Here is a 24431-nt window from a genome sequence, read left to right as displayed (position 1 = left end):
CTGAGTAGTAAAACCACACGTTATAATCACTAGCAACACAATGTTAAATCAACAAGTTATGACTCAAACCTTCAACACTATTGGTTTAATTGGCAAACCCCACCACGAGGGAGCCAATAATACCTTAACAGCGCTCTACCATTGGTTGATTGAACAATCATACAGCGTATTGGTAGAAGAGCAGACTGGCCAGCAACTCAGCATTGATGGGCTTAATCTGGTTAGCATCAACCAAGTAGGCGAACAAGCTGATTTAGCGATTGTGGTTGGTGGTGACGGCAATATGTTGGGAGCCGCACGAGTATTGTCGCGCTACGACATAGCAGTGCTTGGTGTTAACCGCGGCAACCTGGGTTTTTTAACCGATCTAGACCCTTTCAACTTTGAACATCCTTTAAAGGAAGTGTTGCAAGGTGAGTTTATTACCGAGAAACGCTGCTTATTAGAAGCCAAAGTGCTGCGCCATAACGCAGTAAAAAGCCGCAATAGTGCTGTGAACGAAGTGGTGCTTCACCTCGACAAAGTGGCCACAATGTTAGAGTTTGAAGTATATATTGATGACCATTTCATGCTTAGCCAGCGCGCCGACGGCCTAATTGTTACCACGCCAACAGGTTCTACCGCTTACTCTTTATCTGCTGGCGGGCCGATCCTTACTCCTAATTTGGATGCCATCGCACTGGTACCGATGTTTCCACACACTCTTAGTTCACGGCCAATAGTTGTAGACAGCGACAGCGAAATTAAGCTCAAGCTGTCTCACGACAATAGCGACCATATGAACATTAGCTGTGATAGTCACGTATCACTACCGGTAATGCCTGGGGACGAGGTTATTATTCGTAAGCAAAATCACCCGTTGCGCCTGGTTCATCCTAAAAGCTATGATTACTTTAAAATATTACGGACTAAGCTTGGCTGGGGAAGCCGCCTTTTTTAAGCAAATATGTAATAAGGAAGTTTTATTTTGCCAGCTACACCAAGCCCTCGCGTTAACCAACGCCAAGAAGTTGTAGAAATAATGCGACAACTGCGTTTTGGCGACGTTCTAGATGTGCAGTTTGTAAAAGTAGGTAATGTACGAATTAAATGTAAGCTTATTGGCTTAGATGACGCTAACTTTCTTATCTTTGCTGTGCCTAAATATGCTCAACAAGGCCATGGTGATGTATTAGTGGAAGGCATGGCTTGCGTAATCCGTTCAATCATTGAAGGAGAAGCCGGTCAATGTATTGCATTTCGCAGCATCATTACCGACATTATCAAATCCCCTAAGCACTTATTGTTTGTTAAATACCCATCTGAAGTAGAGCGTTTTAGCCTACGCAAACAGCAACGTGCGAGCACGCGCATTCCAGCAACCGTAACTCACCGCTCCTCTGTAAGTGACCAGCAAATCGAAAACGATTTAAGCTTTGACGGCATTATTCTCGATTTGTCAGCCGGTGGTTGCCGCTTCAAGATGGCGTGGCCAGAAAGCAATGGCAAACTGTTACTTGATAGCGTATTTGTGTACATTCGAATTCCTGGCAAACCAGAGAATGACACAGTAATCGAAGGCAATATTAAAAGCCAAAGCCGAGATGGTCATAACCATATTGCAGTGGGGATAAAGTTTGAAGGTGCTACCGACCTAGATGAGCTATTTGCTCACCTAGCCTTAGACGTATAAAAAGGTTACTAGGCACAGTAACTATCTAAAAGGTCCCACAAGCGGTCGACTTCTTGGTGAGTATTGTAATGCATACAACCTACGCGTAGCACCCCGCCTTTATCCATTAATCCCAATTGCTCCATCATGCCTTGCGCATAAAAATGCCCATGCCACGTAGCAATATTATGCTCGCCCAACATAGCGGCAATTTGCTGCGGCTGAATATTTGGCCAGCGCAACGAGAACGTTGCAGTGCGCATATGGGTACTCTGCAAGCTACTCTCACCATAAAGCGTGGCTTGCGGATGGGCAGCCAAGCGCTCCAAAAAATGCTCGCTTAAAGCTTGTTCATGCGCGGCAAACTGCTCAAAACTGGCGGTTAACGCTGCTCGCTTATTTTGCTGAGGGTTCCAATCAGCCAAGTAGTCAACTGCTGCACTCATGCCTGCAATCGCCGCAAAGCTTTGGGTTCCGGTTTCAAAGCGACCTGGGCCGATATTGGTTGCAGGCTCAACTTTATAAGGTTTGAGCAGCTCCAGCCAAGGATCGGACACATAAGCAATACCCAGGTGAGGGCCAAAAAACTTGTAAGCCGAACAGAGCAAGAAGTCGCAGCCCAGTTGTTGCACATCCACTAAACGGTGCGGCACATAATGCACCGCATCCACATAAACCATTGCACCAACGCTTTTCGCTTTTTGGATAACTCTTTGTAAATCAACAATGCTACCACTGGTATTAGAGGCATAAGTAAGCGCAATAAGGCGGGTATTAGAATTGATCAGTGACTCTAGGTGCGCATAGTCCAAATTACAGTTAACTGGGTCAACTCTCACTTGATGCACCTTAGCCCCTTTGTCGGCAGCTGCGTGCTGCCAGCTCGACACATTGGAATAATGATCAAGTGCGGTCACCAGTATTTCATCATTAGCTTGCCAATCTCGGCTTATTGCCCTACTTAACTTAAAGGTTAAGGATGTCATATTGGCATCAAACACAATGTTATTAGCGCTAGCGGCATTCAATAAGGTTTTAGCCTGCTGCCTCCCTTTTTCTACAACCTGTTCAGTATGCTTGCTACTAGCAAAAGCGCCGCCTAGATTGGAATTGCCTTTTATAAAATAATCGTTCATGGCTTGCAGCACCGAAGCGGGCAGTTGCGCCCCCCCAGGCCCATCCAGATAAATAAAGGGCTCTTCGTCGCCCCTAGCATTTAAGGCAGGAAACAGCTTGCGTGCAGCCTCTACAGAAAAACTCATGCTTCATCCTTTGCTGTTAATACAAATACATCCATAAAGCCCGGTTCACTGGGGCGATGAGCACGAATGGGCCTTGCATAGTGCCAAAGTTTACTGTCATCAAGTAAGGCTACCTCGCCACTGTCTAGTGCCAAGGTCATAATCGGTGCTTGATGTTTATCTTTAAACACCATGAAGTCTCCACCATCAATATTATGACGACGAATGCCCACTACGGCGATATGGCTAAATCCATCTTGATGCACTCCTTCAGGGGCAACTGGTGTATCGGAAGCTTGTGCGGCAATTCTAATTTGATGAATTTCAATCTCTTGCTGTTCACTTAAGCTATTTGCTTCCAAGAAAAGGGCACACATTTCATACATGCCTTTGGAAGCAATAATGCTCTGCTCAATATCCTCAAACTGACGAATAACATCGCCTTGAAAGTGATTCACCTGTTCACTTTGCACAAAGCTCCGTCCTGGCAGAGCTTGCACTTTTCCTTCATTAATACGAACAACAGAATAGCGACGTAAACGGTATTGCCCATCGGCATGCTTAGTATGAGGAAGATTATCAAATGAAGAGGATAAATCGTGCACTGCGGCACCGCTTAAATGGTTTAGCTGTAATAAACAATCTGCATGAGTGTTCATGGCTCAATCTCTGGTTAACAAAGTGATAACATCAAGACTAATAACAAACAGCTGCCAGCGCCATACCAAACAGTATTAAGAATCACAAATAACTATAAATTCAACATTTAGAACCAACATATCTTTCCAGAGCTTAGTTAAAACACCAAACCGTAACAACTAATCAGCGAATTAAAGAAAAACTCTCCAGCTTTTCCTTAAGCCGCTGATTTAATGTAGATTTAAAACGATATTTTATGCTTTAAGAAACCGATGATTGCTTGTTTTCAACATCTGGATTATCGAAGCACTTGATTAGCAACAAGCTACTCGCTGCCACTAACCCAAATCCGATAACCACTGGATAACAGGTTTGGTTGAAGCTAAGGCCGATAAGGCTACCAATGGGAATAGCCACCAACGTAGAAATACTCGCGACAAACGCCGAGCCCATTCCTGCAATTGCTCCTAAAGGCTCCATGGCTAAAGAATTTAAATTACCAAACAAAATACCAATGCAGAAAAATGCTGGGATTAAATAAGCCATTAACCACCAAAGAGGAGGCACTCCGCTGCTAGCTATTAGTAATAAACAAAATACGCTCGTAAGGGCAAGTAAGCCCCACAACGCAGCCTTAATCATTAAGCGCATGCCTAACTTAAGTACAAAGCGACCATTCACTAACGATGCAACACCTACGGCAATTGCCGCTAAAGCAAAAAGCAGCGCAAAGTTGTCTGCTTGATTGTAGAGTTGAATAAACAACAATGGCGCGCTATTTAAATACCCCATAAAAGCGCCAAAAATAAAACCAGATACAATGGTGTAAACCAGCGCACTGCGCTTTTGCAGTAAATACTTAAGTCCTTCTACAAAACTTTGTAATGTTAGAGGGCGACGTTTATCCAAGGTTAAGGTTTCTTCTTGTCCCCGCCAAAACCCAAGACCAGTAGCAATAGCCATTAGCAATAACATGCCGAAGATCCAACGCCAGTGGGCCAAACCTAAAATAACTTGCCCCACCGCGGGGGCCAAAATCGGCACTACAATAAATACCGAAAACACCACAGACATAATGCGCGCCATTTCAGCGCCTTTTAACTTGTCGCGCACTAAGGCCATGGTAATAATTCTTGGCGCAGCTGCGCCCATACCTTGCAGTACTCGCCCGGCGATAAGCCAAGCAAACGAGCTAGACAATACACAGATAATGCTACCCACAATAAACAATAGGTAACCAACATAGATAGGAGGTTTTCGGCCAACCGCATCTGACCATGGCCCATAAACAAGTTGGCCAATCGAAAGGCCTATAAACAGTGATGTGATGGTCCATTGGGCATGCGCGGGATTAGCCAGTTCGAAATCTTCGGCAATGGCTACCAGGGCCGGTAGCATTGCATCAACCGACAAGGCTACCAACGACATCATGCCTGCAAGTAAGATAATAAAGGCTTTAGAGTGGGTACTGCTGTGTTTCACCAACTACTCCCTAATACAACAGTGAGCTGTTGGTTATATCACGCTCAAATCGCAATAGCGATAAACAATAATAGCGCAGCTAATTTTTAACTTTTATCGTCAACTTAAGTGCATAAGCCACAACAAAACGTTGTTATTTTTTAAACACTAAGAACTTAATTCTGTTTACTTTTGCCATCAAATAACATCGATACCAAAGCAATAAAAGCAGAGCCAAGCATCAATAATAATGACACAGCATTGAGCACTGGTGTTGACCCCTCGCGTAAACGGTCATACATAGCAATAGTCAGCGGCGCGTCGGAACCCACCAGCATTAAGGTAGTATTAAAGTTTTCAAAAGACATTAAAAAGCTAACCACCGCAGCTCCAACTAATGCAGGGCTAAGAAACGGCAATACCACGGTAACAAAAGCGACCCAAGAATTAGCCCCTAGGTTTAGCGCCGCCTCTTCCAAGCTAAAATCGAACTTACGTAAGCGAGCTAACACCACCAAGGTAGCAATAGTGGTAATAAACGCTACTTGTCCAATCACCACCAACACAAACCCCGGCCTTAACCACTCTAACTCCCAAGCAAAACTGTTCTCAATGCTGTTCGCCAAGCTGCTACTGGCTACCAAAATCGCCACCCCTAAGATCACTCCAGGTATCACTAAAGGCAACAATAAACCAATGTATAACCAGTTTTTCCCTGGGAAATCAAAACGAATGAACAGCCAAGCATTAGCCGTGGCAAGCAGTAAGGAAAACAAGGTAACAAAACACGCTATCGAAGCACTCACCGCAATGCTAGACAACAAACCATCATCGTAAAGAATGCCCAGCTTAGGTTCGGTTTGACCAATAAACCAATCCAAGGTGAAACCTTGCCAAGGTAGTGCTGCAAACAAACTATCATTAAAAGCAAACACCGCCACAATGCTTAATGGCAGTGCCAAAAAGACTAAGAACCCCACCATATAAAACTGATAAAGGGATTTAGCAGGGCCACGTAATTGATGCAACATAAGGCTCCCCTAGCGTCCCAAAGTACGGCTGAATGATTGGCCACTTAGCTTTAAACCCAGCGCCACAACTAAAGACGAAACCAGCAATAAAATCACCCCAAAGGCAGCGCCTAGTTCCCAATTAAAACGCGTAATAAACTGAGTAAAAATCTGCTCGGTAAACCAAAGGCTATCTTTTCCACCTAATAAACGCGGTGTTAAATAATTTCCTAGGCAAAGCATAAACACCATAATGCAACCCGATACAATGCCGGGCATAGCATAGGGGACAATTATTGAGGTAGTAACGTTCCATCCATTGCCGCCCAAATCGTAACCGGCTTCTATTAAGCTTTGATCCAAGCCTTCTAAAGTGCTTACCAATGGCACCACCATGAACAACATTGAGGTATACACCAACCCTACCAACATGCTCACATCGTTATACAAAAACTCAATCGGTTGCTCGGTTAAACCCAGAGCCATTAAACCTTGGCTAATCACCCCCGACTCACGTAGCAATATCATCCAACCGTAAGTGCGCACTAACTCACTTACCCAGAAAGGCAGCAAGCAACTTAACAACAGCAAACGTTTAATTTTACCTTGAGCCACTTTTGCAATGAAAAATGCCACTGGAAAGCTCACTAACAAGGTTATAAAAGTGGCTAACAACGACATCCACACTGTACGCAATAAGGTTCGCCAATAGAGCGGTTCGCCCAAAAACTGTTGGTATTGGTACCAACCAACGCTGTCCCCTGCCATATAATCCCGTTTGATGAAAGACAGCTCTAGCATCTGCAAATGTGGCAATACAATAAGCAGAACAAACCACAGTACAAAAGGAAGCAGCAATAAGTAAAACCCCAGCCCTTTAGCTTTCACCCTTCACCTCTTGGCTGATACAAATTGCTTGTTTAGCATCCCAGAAAATTCGTAACTTACTGCCCGGAACTATGTGCTGCAAAGAAAAGCTCGCACCTGGAGCCACTCGATAACTGTCTTGATGGTGAGTATCTTTAACTACCAAGGTGGAACTTGCGCCATCAAACAAGCATTCTTCAACTTCTACATCAAACTGGTTATCGGCTTGAACTTCCCTTCCCGCTTCACAAATTCCAATGGCTTCTGGCCGCACAAATACATCCACCACCGACTTTTCCGCTTGATCAATAGTAGTCGCTACAATCAGGTGGCGACCTCGAGCGGTTTTAAGTAAAGCAACACCTTGTCGTTGTTCACACACCACTGCTGAATGCGCATTGGTTTGGCCAACGAATTTGGCCACAAACGCCGTATTCGGTTGATAATACAGCTCCTGCGGACTGGCTACCTGTTCAAAGCGGCCATTGTTCATTACCGCCACCTTATCTGACATCACCAAGGCTTCAGATTGATCGTGAGTTATGTAGATAAAGGTTGTACCAAATTCTCGCTGCAAGTGTTTTAGCTCAACTTTCATTTTTTCACGCAATTTTAAATCTAGTGCACCTAATGGCTCGTCAAGCAGCAGTAATCGAGGCTCCAGTACTAAACTACGCGCAATCGCAATGCGTTGTTTTTGCCCGCCCGATAACTGAGTAATTTGCTTGTTTTGACTACCATCTAAGCCCACTCGCTCTAACACATCTTTAATCTTATGCTGTCGCTCGTTGGCTTTAATACCACGGCGCTTTAAGCCGTAAGCAATGTTCTCCGACACATTCATGTTCGGAAAAAGAGCCAAGTGCTGAAACACCATATTCACTGGGCGCTTATTTGGCGCTAGCTCGTTAACCCGCTTTTGATGGATCTGAATCTCACCTTCACTGGGTGATTCAAAGCCTGCCAACATTCTTAATAAGGTGGTTTTACCGCAGCCAGAAGGGCCTAAAATAGAGAAAAACGAGCCAGCTTCAACCGAGAAATTAAGCTTATCTACTGCTGTAAATTCTGAGAAATGCTTGGAAAGGTGTTTACATTCAAGATCATATTTAGCGTTTGCCGCCATAGTACTTCCAAATAAAGCAGAGGGGCGCGAGCGCCCCAATAAAACTAGTTGGCCGCTTGTACGCGATCCAGTACTTTGCCTTCCATTGCTTCTAAACCAGCAGGAACAGCGGGGTACCACTTAATGTTGTCGATGTCGTCGCTACTAAAGCTGGCGTTAAACTGCGACTTTGCCAGTTCGTTTACGTAAGCATCTGAACCTTTAGAAGCGGTGAAGTTACCTGCAGCTTCGGTAATTTTGGCTGCTACTTCAGGGCGCATAACAAAGTTAATCCACTTGTACGCAGCATCTACTGCTTTAGATTTTTTAGGAATGGCAAAAGTATCAATCCAACCCAAAGCTCCAGATTTAGGCGCTACAAACTGGATATTCTGTTGATCGCGATTTAGCTTCCAACCGCCAGCATCCCAAGCCATAGCGGCAACTACTTCATTAGAGCGCATCAAGTTCATTAACTCGTCGCCGCCAGACCAGTAAGTCTTAACCAAAGGCTTACATTCAACCAGAGTCTTTTCAACTTTGTTCAATATTTCTTGGTACTTAACGGGATCAGCGTAAGCAGCAAACGGATCTTCACCCAACGCAAAAGCAAAACCGATTAAGGTTGGGCGTTTTAAGCGATAAGAAATTTTACCTTGGTACTGCTGCTGACATAGGTCGGTGTAATCGGCCACATCTTTTGCCATTTCACCATTTACTACCAAGCCGCTGGTTCCCCACACATGAGGAACACCAAACACTTGCTCACCTACCGCGGTATTCTTTTTAGTAGCATCTAACATTGAGGTAATTATTTGGGCCTGCTCAATACGGGCTAAATCAATAGGCTGATAAATGCCAAACTGCTGTTGCACACCGGTGATACGGTCTTGGCTAGGTTGGGCTAAATCAAACCCCGAGCCGCCAGTTGCGCGAAGTTTAGAGATCATGTCTTCGTTGTTTGATTTAGTCACTTTTACTTCAATGCCGGTTTCTTTCTCAAACATTTCGATAACTTCTTGTGGTGCATAGCCGCCCCAAGTAAGCAAACGTAAAGTTTCAGCATTGGCCTGCGCACTTACCATTGCGCCCATGCTAAGTGCCAAGGCACTTAATGATAAACGTTTATTCAACATAATCTCTTCCATGTAGTTCTACGGTTAAATGGTTTACCGACAAAAGCGGCTTATTTACAACAAGTATTTGATAAACATGCACCAATTTAATGACACTAATGTGACAAGCAAAAGCGTAGTCGCTAAATTTTTAAACAGCAAAGAACTTGAAAGAAAAAATTAACCACAGCAAATTAAGGTAAATTAAATAGCGCCCTGGAGGTAACAAACAGTTTTTGTGAAAAGTCTTTTCCAGCTCGCAATCTCACTTAAAAACAGTAGCTATATTGATGTTAAACCGCTCCAATGCATCTTTCACAAACAAAACTCTGTGTTTTACTTATTTAGCTGCAAAACAGAGCACAAATACCCACGGTAATCGCCAAACAATTGGCCATAAAACGAGGCAAACAATGAACTCGAGAGTAAATACAGCGCTATTGTTTATGGTGTTTATTGTTGCCGGCTGCCAGTCTGCGAACCAACCTACTAGCAGTGATAACAATGCCAGCATCACCGCTCCTGATCTTAGAGATAATTTCATTCGTGGAATGGATATCTCGATGCTGCCTGAGATTGAAGCGCTGGGTGGAAAGTACTACCAAAACAGTATCGAGCAAGACCTAGTGACCATCCTAAAAAACCATGGCGTAAATTCTATTCGGGCAAGATTATGGGTTGACCCTAGCTCTAGTAACGGTGAACCATTTGGGGGTGGCAACAATGACCTTGCGCGCTCCATTGAGCTCGGTAAACGAGCTCATCAGAACGGTATGTCATTCCTAGTAGATATTCATTACAGCGACTTTTGGGCAGATCCTAAAATACAAAGTAAACCCAAGGACTGGGAAACCCTTACCTTTGACAATCTAAAACAGAAAGTTTACGACTATACCGCCGAGATAATGCAAGCTCACCAAGCTGCTGGCATTGTGCCAGAGATGGTGCAAATTGGTAACGAAATCAATGGAGGAATGCTCTGGCCCGATGGAAAAAGCTGGGGACAAGATGGCAAAGAGTTTGAGCGCTTATCACAACTACTTAAAGCGGGAATTCAAGCGGTACATGACAACAACAGTGGCAAAGAAATTCAAATCATATTGCACCTAGCAGAAGCAGGTAACAATCAAACGTTTCGGTGGTGGTTTGATGAAATAAGTGCGCAAGGTGTCGACTTCGACATTATAGGCATGTCTTACTACCCATGGTGGCATGGCCCAATAGAACAAGTAAAAGCCAACATGGAAGATCTAATTGCTCGTTATAACAAGCCAGTGTTACTTGTTGAAACAGCCTTCCCTTTCACACATGAAAATGGCGACTCACTAGCCAATAGTTACTCGAGTGCAAATCCAATAGAAGGCTATCAAATAAGCGTAAATGGGCAGGCACAATTTCTAGTCGACATAATGTCGTTAGTTAACGAGCTTCCAAATAACATGGGCTTAGGTATCTACTACTGGGAGCCCGCGTGGCTACCGATTCAAGGGGCCACTTGGTCAACAAACGCAGGTATGGAATACAGCGGCGATCAATGGGGTCTAGGGAACTCATGGGAAAACCAAGCCTTGTTTGATTTTGAAGGCAATGCCTTACCCTCTTTAGAGGTTTTTAAACAACAAGAGTAAGTGTTCAAATCTGTTAGAAGAAAAATGATACGCAGTATCTCTTCAAGGTAATGCCGAACAACATTTAAGCTTTGATGTGTAGGTTCATACCTAAAAGTGAAATTTACAGAAAAGATGTAATTGTTATTTTTCAGTCAGTTAGGGAGTGAATATACAATTAAGGTTGGGCATATTTTCCAATTAAACCTGTCATTAGAAATAGGATTTCCAGGCTAGAGTGTCATTTTTCTAGCAGAAAAACACACCTTCATAATTGGTGTGTAATGAGCCCTAAACAGCAAAAACCAGCCGTGAAGCTGGTGTACTGATAATCATAGGAAAGGTTAGTTTTTTTGCAAGGAAGTGATGCCGATATTTCGGCATCCCGCAAGAGCGAGATTAGTCTTGCGTGAGAAGGTTAGGAATGGGGCTTTTCAGTTAGCTGTCGTTTTTTACTACTTCAGAAAGAGAACGCTCAAGCAGATCAGATTTTCTAAAAACATAGAATCCTCGACCAGCCATTTCTGAAAACTCAGTAACGATACCTTGCTTCATTAGATAGCGAAAAATGCTTGGAATAGATAGTTTTCGAAGTCGACACCATTGGTTTAGCACGACATAGTGATCGGTGAAGAACAGCAAACTGTTCAGCTCCCCTGGAAGTTTCGCTTTTTCCGACCGAACAAAATCGTAAAAACGCTCTCGTACCTCAGGAGGAACATAGAAGTCTCTCGCCAGTGTATGTTCATTGTAGTCATTTTGTTTGCCCAGCCTTTTATTCAATGCATCGAACAACTGCTCACGATTAACCGCCAAATTCGAAAAATTTAACTCGCTAGCCTTTAGGAACGAATCGCACTGCTTAGATATCAGCAATACGAGAATATCTGCGACTGACCAGTTAAAACGGCGCAAGACTATTTGCGCTTCGAAAACAGTTATTAGCTCCCCTGAGGTATAGCAAGCACTCATCGGTTTCGTACATGCCATCAAACGCGCAAGAAGCTGGTCGATATCACGCACGTCATACCAAGAGTAACGCAAAGATGTTGAGTCATAGCTCGGGCTCAACAGGCCAGCCTTCACCATAGAAGTCACGTCCGAAGTTGCAACACTCAAACAATCAGCTAAGGTTCGGCGATCTACAAGGAAATGAGTGCCAACATCACGGAAATTAAGGTGAGCATGTGGATTTGAAACCCGCTTAGACTGAAAGCTCATCACATGAAAAGGCTTCACCGGCCAAATAAGAGGACGAGGCAAAAACCCCAGCTCCTCAATATAGTTGGCATGTAAATGAATAAAGAAGCTATGAGGGATATGCTCTAGTAGACCCTTTTTCTTCCAGTAGTCGACACGGCTTTGAAACTGTCTAAGACGAAACTTTTCATCGACTAGGCAACGGTAGCTAAATTCGAATAGCGATGAAACATTTTGAACATCATCTGGAAACACTGCGTATGCAGCTGCTTGAAAGTCGTAGAATCGCATTGCCATTCCTGCCATGCGATAAAGATGGCGACGATAATGCTGTTGTTGGACCAGACTTAGCCCTTGCTCAGCCACTTGATACAGCGGCAGAGAATCCACTTTAGACTCGTTCTCCCTCCACTCCACTTGGCAATTCTCACACTTGGAGTATATTTGCGGAGTCCACTTTAATGGCGTTTGGCACTCGGGGCAGCAGCTCACCAACGGCTGGCAATGCTCCTCACAATGAGTCACATGCGTCAAACGCCACTTTGCTTGAATCGGTTTGATTTCTGCAATGCACGCTATGCAAACCTTCGGTGACTTAACCACAATACTTTTGATAACTCGACCATCGTCGAACGCCCCATCGAGCTCGTTTTCAAAATGAACTACAAGCGTTTCTGGGGACAAACGAAGACGTCTGGACATGCTAGACGCCACTCTATCTAGATGCCGGTTGTCGCAGGTGATACTAGGGAGTGGCATCCCTTCCAAGCCAAACAAATCACGCATTGTTTGAACCTGGCGGTAGCCATTCGTATGGCTGACCCGCAACAAATAGCCCAACAGTGTCTCATTAGCCATTGGTCTTGGGCGCAACGGCAGTTCAGAAGGCATCGCTGTCATACAACCCCCGACGTTCTGCTTCTTCTGAAACTTTAGCAATAGACTCGCTAGACTCGCTATCAAGAAGCGGATTAAAGCTCAGCGGTATTTCCAGGTTGCTCGCTGTGTAGAAAGCGTCCGCAAAGTGCTTAAGTTCTACAACTGTATCCGAAGTGGTACGTTCAATAACCGCTTTGAACAAGAACCTAATACTACGAGGGCAGCCATCAGTGGCGAGTATTAACCGAATCAAAGTACTGATGTCTTTCTTAAGTACTGGTTTCCCATCATCTAACACACTGAAAAAATTGAACCCTTTCACCTTACGAGGAAAGAACCCTATCAGGCCTTGGATATAGTCGGCAAAGTCGAAAGCTCCAGCTCTCGTCATACACGAGAAATAACTGAGTGATAACTTACAGCGGGTACGAGAACGTATGGCATCGTCTGCGGCCATCAGCGCAAGTAAGTCTTCCTTACCAGCCAGCAAAATGGGGATTTTCAGATCATTCATCAGCTCAAGCAGCAGTTTAACGTTTGCGGTTTTAGCGTCCGCTCCAGAGCGAGGAATAACTGACTGAGACTCATCTAATGTAATCATCCGAGTTTGCTGTTGAGTAATTAAGCTCTTAAGCCGCATACGACGCTCAACAACCAAGCCGCGCCACGGTAAAGGATCTCCCATTGCTTCAAGCAGATTTCCGAGTAAGCCCGCGTAAGTGTTTTCAGGTGGTATGCGGGCATACAAGATAGGTCTGAACGTTTGCTCATCGGTGTCCCTAATCGGGTAATCGAGCATCAGTTGCTCAATCATATGACTCTTACCCGCCCCGACAGGTCCTATCAACACCACCAGTTCAGCATCGCGACCGCCAAATTTGTAGATATGAGTCAACGTGTCGTAAGCAACCTTGAACTTAGGGTAAAAAATCGTACGTGCCAAAAAGGCATCAAGCTCTTGGTTATGGTTATGCTCATCCATGCTATCGCCCTCCAGACAATTCTCGGGAGTAGTCCGGGATAGGAGGCTCTAGCACTGAAGTGCTGGGTTGCACATACGTCAGTTTAGAGTTGTCTCTCGCAAAGCGATTCACCCCCTCCTCAAGCGTTGTTTGAGGGCAATAGCTGCCGCTCTCTAACGCTTTAGACTTCGGCGCAGACGACGAAGGCTTACGTTTCTTAGGTTTACCGTGCTCACCATGTTTTGATGGATAAGTCTTAGTCTCAGCGTTTTGCGCTCCTTTTTTGGCGGCTTGATTTTGCGCCCGATAGGCTTCAAGGCTGGTTCCTGGAGCGACTGTTTTATCGCGCAGAGGTACAATCATCATCTCCATCTCGCCCGGCACAATGACAGTGACGGATGAAATGTCCTTTTTGTTAAATATGACCTCGACTTTTACTTTGTCACTCCTCGACTTGGTGTCTTTCGATTTGCTATTTGTCGAATTGCGCTTCTGCATGAGCTTGAACCGCAAGTGTTTCAACTCAGTCGAGTTGTAGTACAAGTTTTCAATCTGTACTCCTTGCGTTTCCTGTATGGTGCGCGTATAAGTCGCGCCAACCAGGGTATCTAGCATCGCTAAATCCGCTGCGGGCCTTGGGTAAAAATCGCCTACACACTGAGCCAGCTTTTGTGCCGGACTTAAGCCATCTAACCCTTTATGCGCATTTTGGTGGTAGTAATCGACGATGTATTCTTCCAAGTACCGAATAAACTCGGACAGGGTAATTACTGCCGCCGCTTCTACCGTTTTATTGAAATCTTTCGCATCGACGCGCTTACCTAAATACCCCGGAATTTTCGTCATCAGTTGCTCACGAATAGTGCGATTAAAACGTTCGACAAATGGACGCCGTTGTGACTTTCCGGACTCAGCGCGATGGATACTGCTATGAAGGAGAGCATAAAAGTGAGTCACCGTTTCTGATATAAACCCTGCGCCATTATCAGAATGAAATGCTTCCGGTGTTCCAATCGTATGCCAATCATGTTGAAAATTGCCGTTTTTCAACTTCGGCGAGAGTACATGTCGCAGCAAGTTCATAGCAGCTTCAGCAGATTCTGCCGGTTTAGTGCCGTAGACAATCGAGTATCCTAGGATGTACCTGGTATGCACATCGATAGCGAGGAACAAAATAATACGCCCCAAATACTCTCCCGTTTCATCACAAAGCACCCCTAAATTTAAGTGAACAGCATCGATTTCCACGCGTTGCCCTGGGTGCTTGGTGATGATTTTCTCGTTGCTGTCTCTGAATAGAGCGCGGGCAGCTTTGAGCCCTTTCTGGGCAACCGAAACCTGGAAGGGGTCCAGCTCATCTAATAGGTTGTCCAACGAGGTTTTGGACATGGGTTTACCGCAGAGTTCATATTTTTCTTGGTTAATATCCAGATAAAAAGCTTCTTTGTATGTGCGATATAGTGCAGAACGGTTACCGCCATGCGGTACCAGATAATGTTCATCAATAACGGCCATCGCAAAGTCATACTGAGCTTCGGTGACCGGTTTAGTGCGCGTCAGCTTAGTGTTGAGTAAGGCATAAATATTCCTGCCTTTCCGCCCCCACTTTTTATGCATACGATAAAGCTTCATCTGATGCGGTGGGTTGGGGTCACTAACCCGTTTGGAAACACTGTCGATGACCTTAAGCCTCGTTTCCATCGAGCCCGGTGAACCAGAAATGTCTAACTCGTTCAGGTAGGCTAACCAACGCTCGGCTTCGGCTAACTTTTCAGCATCAGTAATAGGATGGATGGCAACCGTATTTTCTCTTTCGGTAACCTTCAGAAAGCCTTCGTGATAAGCAAGAGACCATACATCCGTCTTCAGCATTTTGGGCTCGTGGGTCAGTGTATTCTCCAGCACCATATAATCCGGCTCAACAGTGCGAACAACGTGCTCCTCCTTGTCGTAACTTAACAGCATGCCTTTGACAAACTGGGTTGGGCGGTCTTGATAGGTAGAGGGTGATTTAGCTGTCTGCGGATTCATGCTGCCACCTCCACAAGAGTGTGACGTCTAATAACCTCTGGAAACACGCAACGTATCACTTGATGAGCAAGCATGACCATAGGATAGGAAACCCAAGCCTCGTGCTCCACACAGATGTGATCAATCTCAGAGAGCACTACCTGACCACCGTTATCTTTAATGAACTGCACCACTTGTTTGTTGAGTGACGGTATCGCCTCATAGCGATGAAAAGCCTTGAGCTGACGCAGTTGGACTAAGCGATCAGGGTGAACCTTTGGCTCAGTGAAAAGCTTTAGCTCTGTGCCAGTTTGTTCCTTCACAATACTTTCGTGCAATGCATGCTTTTTCTGGAATTCATCCGAATAGGTTTTCGCTTCGGGCTTAACTTCTCCGTGGTCAAAATGCCGAGAGTATTGAATCAGCAGGTCAGGGGTATACTGACGCCAGTTTCCCTCCTTCGAGTGGTTCATGAAACTGTCAGGTTGGGTGGTGTAACTGACAACCTCATCGTCAAAGTCCAGCAATAAGCAGACATCGCTTTCGAGCATGGACTCCATGTACTGTAAGGTTCCTGTCTTTATGCTGTAATCGAAGCGAGCGATTTTCATCATTGACGCTTTTCCGATTTTTCTATTTAGGCTCACCTTCTTTCTCCTTAAGTGTTGAGGGTAAGCGAAGAAAGATAGTCGAGAGCTTACAAAATAACCATATTCAAATGCTAATAATTCTTTATTTTTCAACAACTTATTATTAGCAATAATTAATAAAATGTCAGTACAGAGCTTGTGTTTTTTGCTAAACACCTGAAAATTAAGAAGTTTGATTTTTGGCATTTTTCATGGAGTGAAGAGCTAGTGCATCAAGTTTTTTTAGAACTTTTTGCTATAAGCGAAGATTAGTCCGTGGCGTAAACTCATTGCACGACTCGTTACGCTATATTCTCAGATTCATGCATTTACAGAACCGATATGAAGAAGAAAATGTCCCGGCGGTTATCCCCAATCCTTTTCTAAAACCTGGATTTGTTAATCCTGGGGTCTCATTCGCACAAGCTAGTGAAAACCTCAAGGCGAAACTCGTTCGGCGAAGAGGGATTGCTAACACCGCGAAGCGATAGGCAAGAGGTTGGTTGCTCACCCCTTCCTCTAATTGCCCAGAAATAGTGTGTGTTTTGTAATTTTCTGAAAACTGGTATTGGAGTAGAACTGATGACCAAAGATACGAAGGGGAAGATAAACCCGCCCCCCGAGGACGCAGAAGCGCTCTATGACGATGCCTTTCAAGACTTACTGAAATGCTCAGTACCGCTTACTCAAGAGATGCGAGAATCGGTAGATAAGCTCATCGACGGTGTTGAAATAGATTTGAATGAGAAGCTCAATGATGAAGATGACGAGCCTAAGGGTGCTGAATTCTAAAGCGAGCAATAATAGGTTGACTACGGATCTAATATACCAGTGAAGTGACCTGCTATAGCCAATTGCCTAAGACCTTGTTAATGATCCAAAGAGAGTCCGCTAGATTAGGCTCGCTGAACTGCAAGGATAAAAGCAAATCAAGACGTAGTTAGCGGAGCATCACTCCGATGATTATCGTGCTTAATTTGGGTCTTCAATACCCCAAAATAAACAGATATTTTAAGTTGACAACTTAACTTACGACAGTAAATCGCATATCAAATACTGTTCATCTACATAGTAAGTATCACTTCGAAACTAACTGAATATATTAGAAAAACAGGTTTTTCTGCCATGCGAATTATATAGATGTGAATTAGAATTAACTAAAGAGTTTGGAGTGACTGGTGAGTAAATCTGAATCAATAGCGTGTTTTGCTAAGACGTTCTACCCATGCCTCATCGCGTTGTCAGAGACTGAAATTGAGTAAGAGTGAAGCGTACCTTGTTACGGAGACGAAGGAACAGCCTCGACGGGAGCAGTGGTCACTTCACAGATATAGGCGCTAACTGTATGAAGAAGCGACACTTTGTAGCGCGTCGGGTAATTCCCAACCCTTTTGACGGTGATGAGTTTGTAAACCCTGGCGTATCGATGACTCAAGCACGAGAAAACCTAAGAGAAAAACTCTTACGGCGTGGGCTTAAGCTCAAGCGGAGAAGTCGTTAGGAAATTGCCCGCGACCTACTCCGAGTATTGGTTATTTGTTCAAATGTAACGGTCTAAACGGGAGTTGTTTTGCAACATTCAAGCAGCCTTAAGTGCCTTTACAAACAGCTCTCTAAGCCAGGTGAGCGCCCAAAGGTCAACGTTATAAGGAAGCAGCAAAGTATCAACTCGGACTACTTAATACGGGCAATCTCTGAGTATTTGGGTGTGCCGGTATATAGAGTTGTGGGTAGAGGACGAAACCTTAAGCTTGCTGATGAGTTGTTAGATTTAGCGAACCAACTCTCTGAGGTGTTTGCTATCCCTCCCCCGAATTTAACCGATTGGGAGCAAGCTATCGCTGAAACTTGCAAATTGGTACGGAAGGGAGACTGCGTATTGTTTATCGACGACATCGAAATTTTGGCGGGTAAGCATGATGACATTGCAGATGCATTATGGACCTGGTGGGAGCAGTGGCTTAAAAACGCTACCGGATTCACGCTGATTTTTGCTAGTGCTGATAACACATGGTTAGACGAACATATAACCTTTTCGCCAGGATGGTACGGACGATTAAGTTTTGCCGGTGCGATTACCGAAGGGTGAAAAAATAATACTATCTTGAGCCAACTAGGAGTGTCGAATAAAAACTAGGTGCAGGACAAAATCGACTATGCCATAAGAAAACTGAGTTATTGTATGGGCTGATAGAATTGCTAAGCGAGTTTGTCCGATGTTGATATTTAAAAGCTTTCACCATGTGCAGAGATTGCATGAGTTCGTAAGTATCAGTTCCTACAGTGATAGATGTTAGGAATGTATCAAAATACACCTAGCTTTAAAGATTACCATTTTAGTGACATAGTGAATTGTAGTGGTCAAGTTAAATTGGCCACGGTTTTGTATTCAAGCCAATAGCGTTTGGGTTGTCCCTGCGACCAACAGGAGCGATTGCTGCGGCTTATTAAAGGCTTTTAAGGTTTGGATTATCATCTCGTTTGATTGTTGGCTCAATTCGCTCATGAAGCGGAGGTTTTCGTTTCTCTGAAATTACAGCACGGATGACTTTAAAAGTTAATTTCTTAGTTTTATACGTTATAGTTCTTACATCATTCAGCAGCAAAAGAATACTTTGTCTAAGAGACTTATAGTCTTTTAGTGCTACATAAGTGCCCGCAGCGGTTACACCAGTTACGACTGCATCTGCATTTGTAACCAAGAGAGAAATATGCTCAAGAACACATCCTTTTTTCCATGAGGCCTCTATCGAGAAGCCTTCCCGAAAACCATGCTTTTCAGCTAGCGCAGAAAATTCATTAAGGATAAAAATCGCAATATCCTTCTCAGTTCCATCTTCAACTGGCCCTGTTTGAATTTCGAATGTAATTATATGATGTGTCAAAGTCATTGCCCTGTAACGATAAGCTAAGTGGCTGTAAACACCACTACACCCAAATTAACCACCTCAATCACACTAACCGACTTGAACCAAAACCGCCACAGGTTTGCAGTCCACCTTAAGCGCCTTGATACTCATTAAGCCTTCTCCCTCAGCCACTACAGTTTACTGACAAGCGGCCAAACTTTCAGTTAAGTCTTCAATTTCTTTATGTGATAAAAGCTCAGGAGAGCCCTTAAACATCCACTTTGGGGCGCTATTTTGATGTTCAACATATTTTGATACTTTTTGGAAGGTTTCAGATTGGTAAGGCCTGAGAACACTCGACACTTTTTATGGCAAAAAATGTAACTTAACTATAAAAGGTAAAACCATGGCTAAAAAGAGAAAATAGCCTCAAAGTCTATCGGTCGTTTGAATTTCGATTATTAGGCTTCCCTTGATAGGGTTAGGTTCATCATCGCAAAACTGAGTAAATGATAAAGATAAAGAACTCGGTATGCCATTTAAGTAATTGACAGATTCAATATTAAAGTCACCAGATATGTCGTTACAACCTCGACCTGCACCAGAAATATCCAATCCTGCATTCTCCCCTTCTTGGAAAGGATGCCGACTAATATTTTCATAATACTTGGGCTGGAAAGGTTCTCCCTCAGGAACCGCAATAGAAAAGAACCAGTTTTCACCATCTAATTCCATTTGCAGTATAAGTTCGTTTTCAGTCAAAGTATCTATGCTCATTTTTTCTAATCCCGAGGTAAAAACGTAATCCTTACCGTCGGATATGTACTCGTTAGGCTTTCCTATTATGGCAATAGTCGCGAAAGTAATTTCGAATGTATCTTTAACCTGATCATTAGTTGGTTCATATTCATCTGATATCGCCCCTTGTAATAACAGCAAATCACTTGTCGTTGCCGAGCCCCAAAATCTATCAACCTTGACACGAGCCCCCCCCTGAGTTTTGAGAAAAGCATATTGTTGTCCAAAGCTTGCGAAAGACACCGCAGGTAGTGTTTCTGAGTCCAATTTTGGAGACATTATGGAGTGAATGACGTCCTCCAGCTTTACATAGCCTTTTGTTATTGCCCAATGCTTCGAACTGAGTTCTAGTCGACGCGCAAGTGGACCTATGTTATAGGAGAGATTAAGATTCAGCGGCGGTGTTACAGTGCGGACATAGCTTCCCGGATGCGTGGAGAAAACAACTGGATTATCACCATGAAATTGGTTCATAAACTTTAATACATCAGAAACATCTTCTAGATTTTGTTTAGCTGTATCTGATAGAAGCGGTGTAGCAAATAGATCTACAGCACTTCCTTCATAACAAGCATCAATAAGTAATGTGTAAGGAAGGCCAAGCTCTATCAATTTTTCGTTCAAATCTCCCACGTAAATAAGTTGACTTGCTAATGTTTCAACATCTAAGGAATTTAGAGCATTAGGAAATTCTACATTTCCCGGTTGAAGAAAGTAGTTCCAAGCGATCCCTTCTCCGAAGCCGTGGCCTACATAGTAAACAATTAGATAGCTTTTCTCGGTTGCCGTGTTAATTTTTCTTTTTAAAGAATCCAGGATGTTGAATACATCATCCTTACTCACTATTTGATGCTCATCTGAACGGAGCAAGGTTGATGAAGCTAAACCGAAGTGTTTATCTAGCACTGAATTTACGACCATTGCAGACACGTGAGCACCATTAAAATCTACTATAGAGCCCGACCCATCTCGGTTTCTGTCCTTTATTTTATCTACATAGTGACCGTTGCTGATAAGGAGTAAGTGAACATTATCAATTTGTGTGCTTTGTGCCAAATTTGAAAAAAAACTAAAATGAATACATATCAACAAGGTGAATACCTTAGAAGCTGGAAGCATCAACCACCTCATCTATATGATTTTTACTCAAAGATATTATTCGTTGTATACGTAACTTAATCTTATTAGCGGATATCCTATTTTGTTCTAAGTCCCGTAAGTCATCTTTCAATTTAGTCAACTCAGATTTCACAGACTCATTTTCAACCATAATTAACAAACCCCAATAAGCCTTTGAAAACGACTTTAAAGATTCCGATGATATTTTTTTATCAATCTCAATTTCTGCGGCAATACCACCGAGTATGGTTGCCAATAACTTATAACTTTCACGTCGTTCATCCCACAAGCTACGGTGATACTCTACCTGAGAGCGCTGGTCGATAAGAGCTTGCTCCTTCTCTATAGATTCATCTAACCCGTGGATATAGATCACCACACTAGATATCACGCTAAGCCCAGCAATGATTGTGCTGACTAAGCTAATCCAAAGCTTTTTTCGTTCCAGTTTCTCTGTTTCCATCAAGGAATATGAACCATAATGATGTCTTCAGTAGCCACCTGCTTAGACCCATCCATTCGTATAATTAACTCTTCTTCCTCTAAACCTAAATCATTTATTCTCCAAGAGTAAATTAGCCGATATATTTGCTTATCGTAACGAATGAACGTATCTATTCCGTCACTTTCAATGCGAAACGGGAGTTGAATAGTTTTAACATTTGAATTTATGCAAGAACGTATTGTCAAGCTGCGGCTTGAGTTGAAAATATACTGAATACCCTTTGTACAATCACTCGAAGTACCTAAGTTGATATCAAATGCTTCGACTTGCCATATTTTCTCAGAGTTCCCAGCTAGCCTTTTTATCGTGGCAGAATCGCTAGCGTACCCAGAAATTGATATCACCAAAGCGGTAGCGAAAAGAACACTATTCTTGATAAGTATTTCAATTTGCCTACTTCTCAAGAAAACTCTACCTAGCCCCTGCATATGCGAACCTAATTATCTAGCGCTTAATTGATAAATAGCATAGTCGATTTTGGAGCTTTAAGTAACGAGCCCTGAGGAAATATTACTGAGATGTCACTAATTGGATTAGTGTTGATGATTGAGCAGTTCTACTTGCAAAGATTTATTCGCGTACTCATTAAGCCTTCAACCAAAGCTAATGTATCGAAACAAACGAATGATATTTCCGCTTCTTTGTTGCGCAAAAACAAAATATTCAACCATTTAGTTCTGATCTTCCAAATTGCTGAAATAGGTGACTATACTCAGCGATATATTAACAAGGAAGTTATTATGAAGATTCGAATGCTGACTCTAGCGATAGCCGTTTTGACTTCGCATTTAACTCATTCAGACACGCAAGATCCATACTCCCACGACAAATGGGTTACTCAGCCTCAAGATACCATCAAAGAATTTATCGCGTTTACTGCCAGTATGGATTCCAAAGACGATAACAATGACTTACCGGGTGATGATGTAACTGGAACCCCTGAATGGGTTGCATACGAAATTAGAGAGTATTTAGGTGAGTGTATTCCCACGAAAGGTGGCCATAGTTGGAAGGCTGAAAAGAAGTTTGAAGATAATGGGATTGCCCCCAAAGATAATAGCTATGCCTACTCCAATAAGTTCCGAAGTGCGAACCCGGATTGGTATGTGCGAGGCCACCTCCAAATGAAGTTAATAGCGGAGAGGATAAGCAATGAAGCAGCAGCACAAACATTTACATTTTTGAACGCAGTACCTCAGAGAAAAAAATTCAACAGCGGGATTTGGTTGGATTTAGAGTACATAACTTCTGCTTGGGCACAAGAATACGGAAAGCTCTGGGTTATAACAGGGCCCATATACATTGATGGAATGCCTTCAGGATACATAGGTGAAGGTGAAGAGTTCAAAGTCGCTATACCCGATGCCTTATTCAAAATCGTAGTCCGAGAGAGCAATCTGGAGAATCCGGACGTTCTCGCATTCATCTATCCGCAACTAGGTGCTGGTTATTACTCAAAGAATTATGATCATTCTCGCTACCTGACCTCAATTGCTGAAATTGAAGAAATAACAGGATTATCGTTTTTAAATAGTATCAGTGAAATAAAGAGAAAAAAGCTTAAAGCACAAACTGCTTCTGATATATGGCCATACAAGAAAGAAATGATCACAAGAGCTTGTAGAGGGTAAACCACTAGACGACTTACAAATCAGCCCTAGCGTTCATGTTACGAAGAAAAAGAAGTAACAAATATGAGCTCTACTTATAAGTAAAAGGCTTTAAATACAATTATTTAAATAGCATAAAGGAAATACACAATGAAAGTAGCAACCTTTAACCTTTACCAATACTTAGAACCAGGTAATTACTGGTACCAGAAAAAAAGTAAGAATAAATATAGTCCTGAAAAGTGGGAAAAAAAGCGAGAGTGGATTAAGAGTACCTTGAATGATATCGCTGCTGATATTGTTGGTTTTCAGGAGGTCTTTAGTAAGAAATCCCTAAAGCAGCTTTGTTCAGAAGCTGGCTACACAAATTTTGCCTCTGTTGGCTCAGTTGGTCGCGACGAAACAGACCCCACGATCTACAATCACCCGGTTGTTGCAATAGCATCCAAATACCCAATCCGTTCAGTTTCTGAGGTTGGCACTAGTGGAGAACTAGTAGGAACACTGGGTTTAAAAGAAGGATTTAGCTTTAGTCGAACACCTATCAAAGCACTCATTGAAACTGAAAATTTTGGCTTAGTGAGAGTTTATGTTTTGCACCTTAAAAGTAAAAGGCCCTTATACTCGAGGGCTTACGATGTAGAAGATGAATTAGAAGATCGTGTACTTCAAGAAATGATTGGGCAATCAAAGGGTAAAATCGCCTCCTTATTACAACGAGGTACTGAGGCCGCTTGCGTTGCTTCGGACGTAATGACTGAGCAACGTTCCTCAGCGTTACCAACTATTGTTTTAGGCGACATTAACTGTGATTTCAACAGCGTTGAATATGACTCAATGTGCCCAACAGGCTATTTTGTACCTAAAATCGAAGGTCCTTCAGAATATGAAGACTCTTCTAGCGTTAAGCCAGTTTACAACAAATTAAAACTTTACAGTGGATATAGTGTCGCAGACACAAAAAGTAATGCTCCAACACATTACTTCGGCGGGAAAGGTAGCACCCTTGATTATGCCTTTGTCACTCAAGAATTAGAAAACAGCGTAACAGAACACAAGGTCTGGAACGAGCATATCGCAGATACAGAAACGCTAAAGGAGCTCCCCGGCGCAGACAAACAAGCAACTAGCGATCATGCTGTAGTCTCTTTAGAAATAAACCCGTAGCATCAAT

At 43.2% G+C, this 24431-nt stretch carries 22 protein-coding genes; 8 read left to right on the top strand and 14 right to left on the bottom strand.

From position 1 onward, the window contains the following. The first annotated feature begins 58 nt into the window (after positions 1 to 58). A complete protein-coding gene (gene nadK / locus K5620_RS05935) occupies positions 59 to 940 on the top strand; it encodes an NAD(+) kinase (RefSeq protein ID WP_040307335.1) in 882 nt (293 codons plus the stop codon). Between the two features lie 27 nt (positions 941 to 967). Next, a complete protein-coding gene (locus K5620_RS05930; protein ID WP_016402405.1) occupies positions 968 to 1672 on the top strand; it encodes a flagellar brake domain-containing protein in 705 nt (234 codons plus the stop codon). An 8-nt stretch (positions 1673 to 1680) separates the two neighbouring features. Here the strand turns inward: K5620_RS05930 and K5620_RS05925 are convergent, their stop codons facing one another. From K5620_RS05925 to K5620_RS05895, 7 genes are all read right to left on the bottom strand, one after another. Beyond that, a complete protein-coding gene (locus K5620_RS05925) occupies positions 1681 to 2913 on the bottom strand; it encodes a cysteine desulfurase-like protein (protein WP_016402406.1) in 1233 nt (410 codons plus the stop codon). Beyond that, positions 2910 to 3551 carry a 2OG-Fe dioxygenase family protein gene (locus tag K5620_RS05920; protein ID WP_016402407.1) on the bottom strand — a complete coding sequence of 214 codons (642 nt, stop codon included), beginning with the start codon at positions 3549 to 3551 and terminating at the stop codon, positions 2910 to 2912. Before K5620_RS05920 ends, K5620_RS05925 begins: the two co-directional genes overlap by 4 nt. A gap of 241 nt (positions 3552 to 3792) precedes the next feature. Next, positions 3793 to 5013, bottom strand: coding sequence for a multidrug effflux MFS transporter (locus K5620_RS05915; RefSeq protein WP_016402408.1), 1221 nt, complete (start codon positions 5011 to 5013; stop codon positions 3793 to 3795). Between the two features lie 155 nt (positions 5014 to 5168). Further along, positions 5169 to 6023 carry an ABC transporter permease gene (locus K5620_RS05910; RefSeq protein ID WP_016402409.1) on the bottom strand — a complete coding sequence of 285 codons (855 nt, stop codon included), beginning with the start codon at positions 6021 to 6023 and terminating at the stop codon, positions 5169 to 5171. Between the two features lie 9 nt (positions 6024 to 6032). Further along, positions 6033 to 6890: an ABC transporter permease gene (locus K5620_RS05905; RefSeq protein WP_016402410.1), complete on the bottom strand. Its 858-nt coding sequence runs from the start codon at positions 6888 to 6890 to the stop codon at positions 6033 to 6035. After that, positions 6880 to 7995 (bottom strand): ABC transporter ATP-binding protein, encoded by a 1116-nt coding sequence (locus K5620_RS05900; RefSeq protein ID WP_016402411.1) that lies wholly within the window; start codon positions 7993 to 7995, stop codon positions 6880 to 6882. Before K5620_RS05900 ends, K5620_RS05905 begins: the two co-directional genes overlap by 11 nt. A 44-nt stretch (positions 7996 to 8039) precedes the next feature. After that, positions 8040 to 9110: an extracellular solute-binding protein gene (locus K5620_RS05895; RefSeq protein ID WP_016402412.1), complete on the bottom strand. Its 1071-nt coding sequence runs from the start codon at positions 9108 to 9110 to the stop codon at positions 8040 to 8042. Positions 9111 to 9502: 392 nt separating this feature from the next. Here K5620_RS05895 and K5620_RS05890 point away from each other — a divergent pair, with 392 nt between their 5' ends. After that, positions 9503 to 10717 (top strand): glycoside hydrolase family 53 protein, encoded by a 1215-nt coding sequence (locus tag K5620_RS05890; RefSeq protein ID WP_221077457.1) that lies wholly within the window; start codon positions 9503 to 9505, stop codon positions 10715 to 10717. A 417-nt stretch (positions 10718 to 11134) separates the two neighbouring features. Here K5620_RS05890 and K5620_RS05885 read toward each other — a convergent pair whose 3' ends face one another. From K5620_RS05885 to K5620_RS05870, 4 genes are read right to left on the bottom strand one after another with little or no spacing between them, the layout of a single operon-like run. Further along, positions 11135 to 12796, bottom strand: a complete 1662-nt coding sequence (locus tag K5620_RS05885) for a TniQ family protein (protein WP_084681894.1) — start codon at positions 12794 to 12796, stop codon at positions 11135 to 11137. Continuing rightward, positions 12777 to 13757 carry a TniB family NTP-binding protein gene (locus K5620_RS05880; RefSeq protein ID WP_016402417.1) on the bottom strand — a complete coding sequence of 327 codons (981 nt, stop codon included), beginning with the start codon at positions 13755 to 13757 and terminating at the stop codon, positions 12777 to 12779. Before K5620_RS05880 ends, K5620_RS05885 begins: the two co-directional genes overlap by 20 nt. A 1-nt stretch (position 13758) precedes the next feature. Next, on the bottom strand, positions 13759 to 15768 hold the full coding sequence (locus K5620_RS05875; protein ID WP_016402418.1) for a DDE-type integrase/transposase/recombinase: 2010 nt from the start codon (positions 15766 to 15768) through the stop codon (positions 13759 to 13761). Further along, a complete protein-coding gene (locus K5620_RS05870) occupies positions 15765 to 16583 on the bottom strand; it encodes a TnsA endonuclease N-terminal domain-containing protein (RefSeq protein WP_051147626.1) in 819 nt (272 codons plus the stop codon). The genes K5620_RS05875 and K5620_RS05870 overlap by 4 nt, the downstream gene beginning before the upstream one ends. A gap of 375 nt (positions 16584 to 16958) precedes the next feature. On the opposite strand from K5620_RS05870, the gene K5620_RS05865 reads away from it, so the two are divergent. The 3 genes from K5620_RS05865 to K5620_RS05855 all read left to right on the top strand — a co-directional run bounded on the left by K5620_RS05865 (position 16959) and on the right by K5620_RS05855 (position 18465). Then, on the top strand, positions 16959 to 17168 hold the full coding sequence (locus K5620_RS05865; protein ID WP_016402421.1) for a hypothetical protein: 210 nt from the start codon (positions 16959 to 16961) through the stop codon (positions 17166 to 17168). 553 nt (positions 17169 to 17721) lie between these two features. Further along, positions 17722 to 17877: a hypothetical protein gene (locus tag K5620_RS05860; protein WP_194164055.1), complete on the top strand. Its 156-nt coding sequence runs from the start codon at positions 17722 to 17724 to the stop codon at positions 17875 to 17877. Between the two features lie 69 nt (positions 17878 to 17946). Further along, positions 17947 to 18465, top strand: coding sequence for an AAA family ATPase (locus K5620_RS05855; RefSeq protein WP_040307322.1), 519 nt, complete (start codon positions 17947 to 17949; stop codon positions 18463 to 18465). Positions 18466 to 18823: 358 nt separating this feature from the next. Here K5620_RS05855 and K5620_RS05850 read toward each other — a convergent pair whose 3' ends face one another. The 3 genes from K5620_RS05850 to K5620_RS05840 all read right to left on the bottom strand — a co-directional run bounded on the left by K5620_RS05850 (position 18824) and on the right by K5620_RS05840 (position 21605). Further along, a complete protein-coding gene (locus K5620_RS05850; protein WP_215426427.1) occupies positions 18824 to 19261 on the bottom strand; it encodes a hypothetical protein in 438 nt (145 codons plus the stop codon). Between the two features lie 393 nt (positions 19262 to 19654). Beyond that, the gene (locus K5620_RS05845) at positions 19655 to 21142 is read right to left on the bottom strand and encodes a hypothetical protein (protein ID WP_016402425.1); all 1488 of its coding nucleotides are present in this window, start codon (positions 21140 to 21142) and stop codon (positions 19655 to 19657) included. Then, complete coding sequence (locus K5620_RS05840) at positions 21126 to 21605, bottom strand: hypothetical protein (RefSeq protein ID WP_040307324.1); 480 nt, start codon at positions 21603 to 21605, stop codon at positions 21126 to 21128. Before K5620_RS05840 ends, K5620_RS05845 begins: the two co-directional genes overlap by 17 nt. A gap of 560 nt (positions 21606 to 22165) precedes the next feature. Between K5620_RS05840 and K5620_RS05835 the strand changes: the two genes are divergently transcribed. Together K5620_RS05835 and K5620_RS05830 are read left to right on the top strand one after the other, a co-directional pair. Then, a complete protein-coding gene (locus tag K5620_RS05835; protein ID WP_016402426.1) occupies positions 22166 to 23278 on the top strand; it encodes a DNA/RNA non-specific endonuclease in 1113 nt (370 codons plus the stop codon). A 129-nt stretch (positions 23279 to 23407) separates the two neighbouring features. Further along, positions 23408 to 24424 (top strand): endonuclease/exonuclease/phosphatase family protein, encoded by a 1017-nt coding sequence (locus tag K5620_RS05830; RefSeq protein WP_016402427.1) that lies wholly within the window; start codon positions 23408 to 23410, stop codon positions 24422 to 24424. Positions 24425 to 24431 lie beyond the last annotated feature (7 nt).

This window comes from Agarivorans albus (genome assembly GCF_019670105.1).
Lineage (GTDB): Bacteria > Pseudomonadota > Gammaproteobacteria > Enterobacterales > Celerinatantimonadaceae > Agarivorans > Agarivorans albus.
Note: the sequence above shows the minus strand (reverse complement) of the source record. Positions and strands in the feature narration are given on the sequence as shown.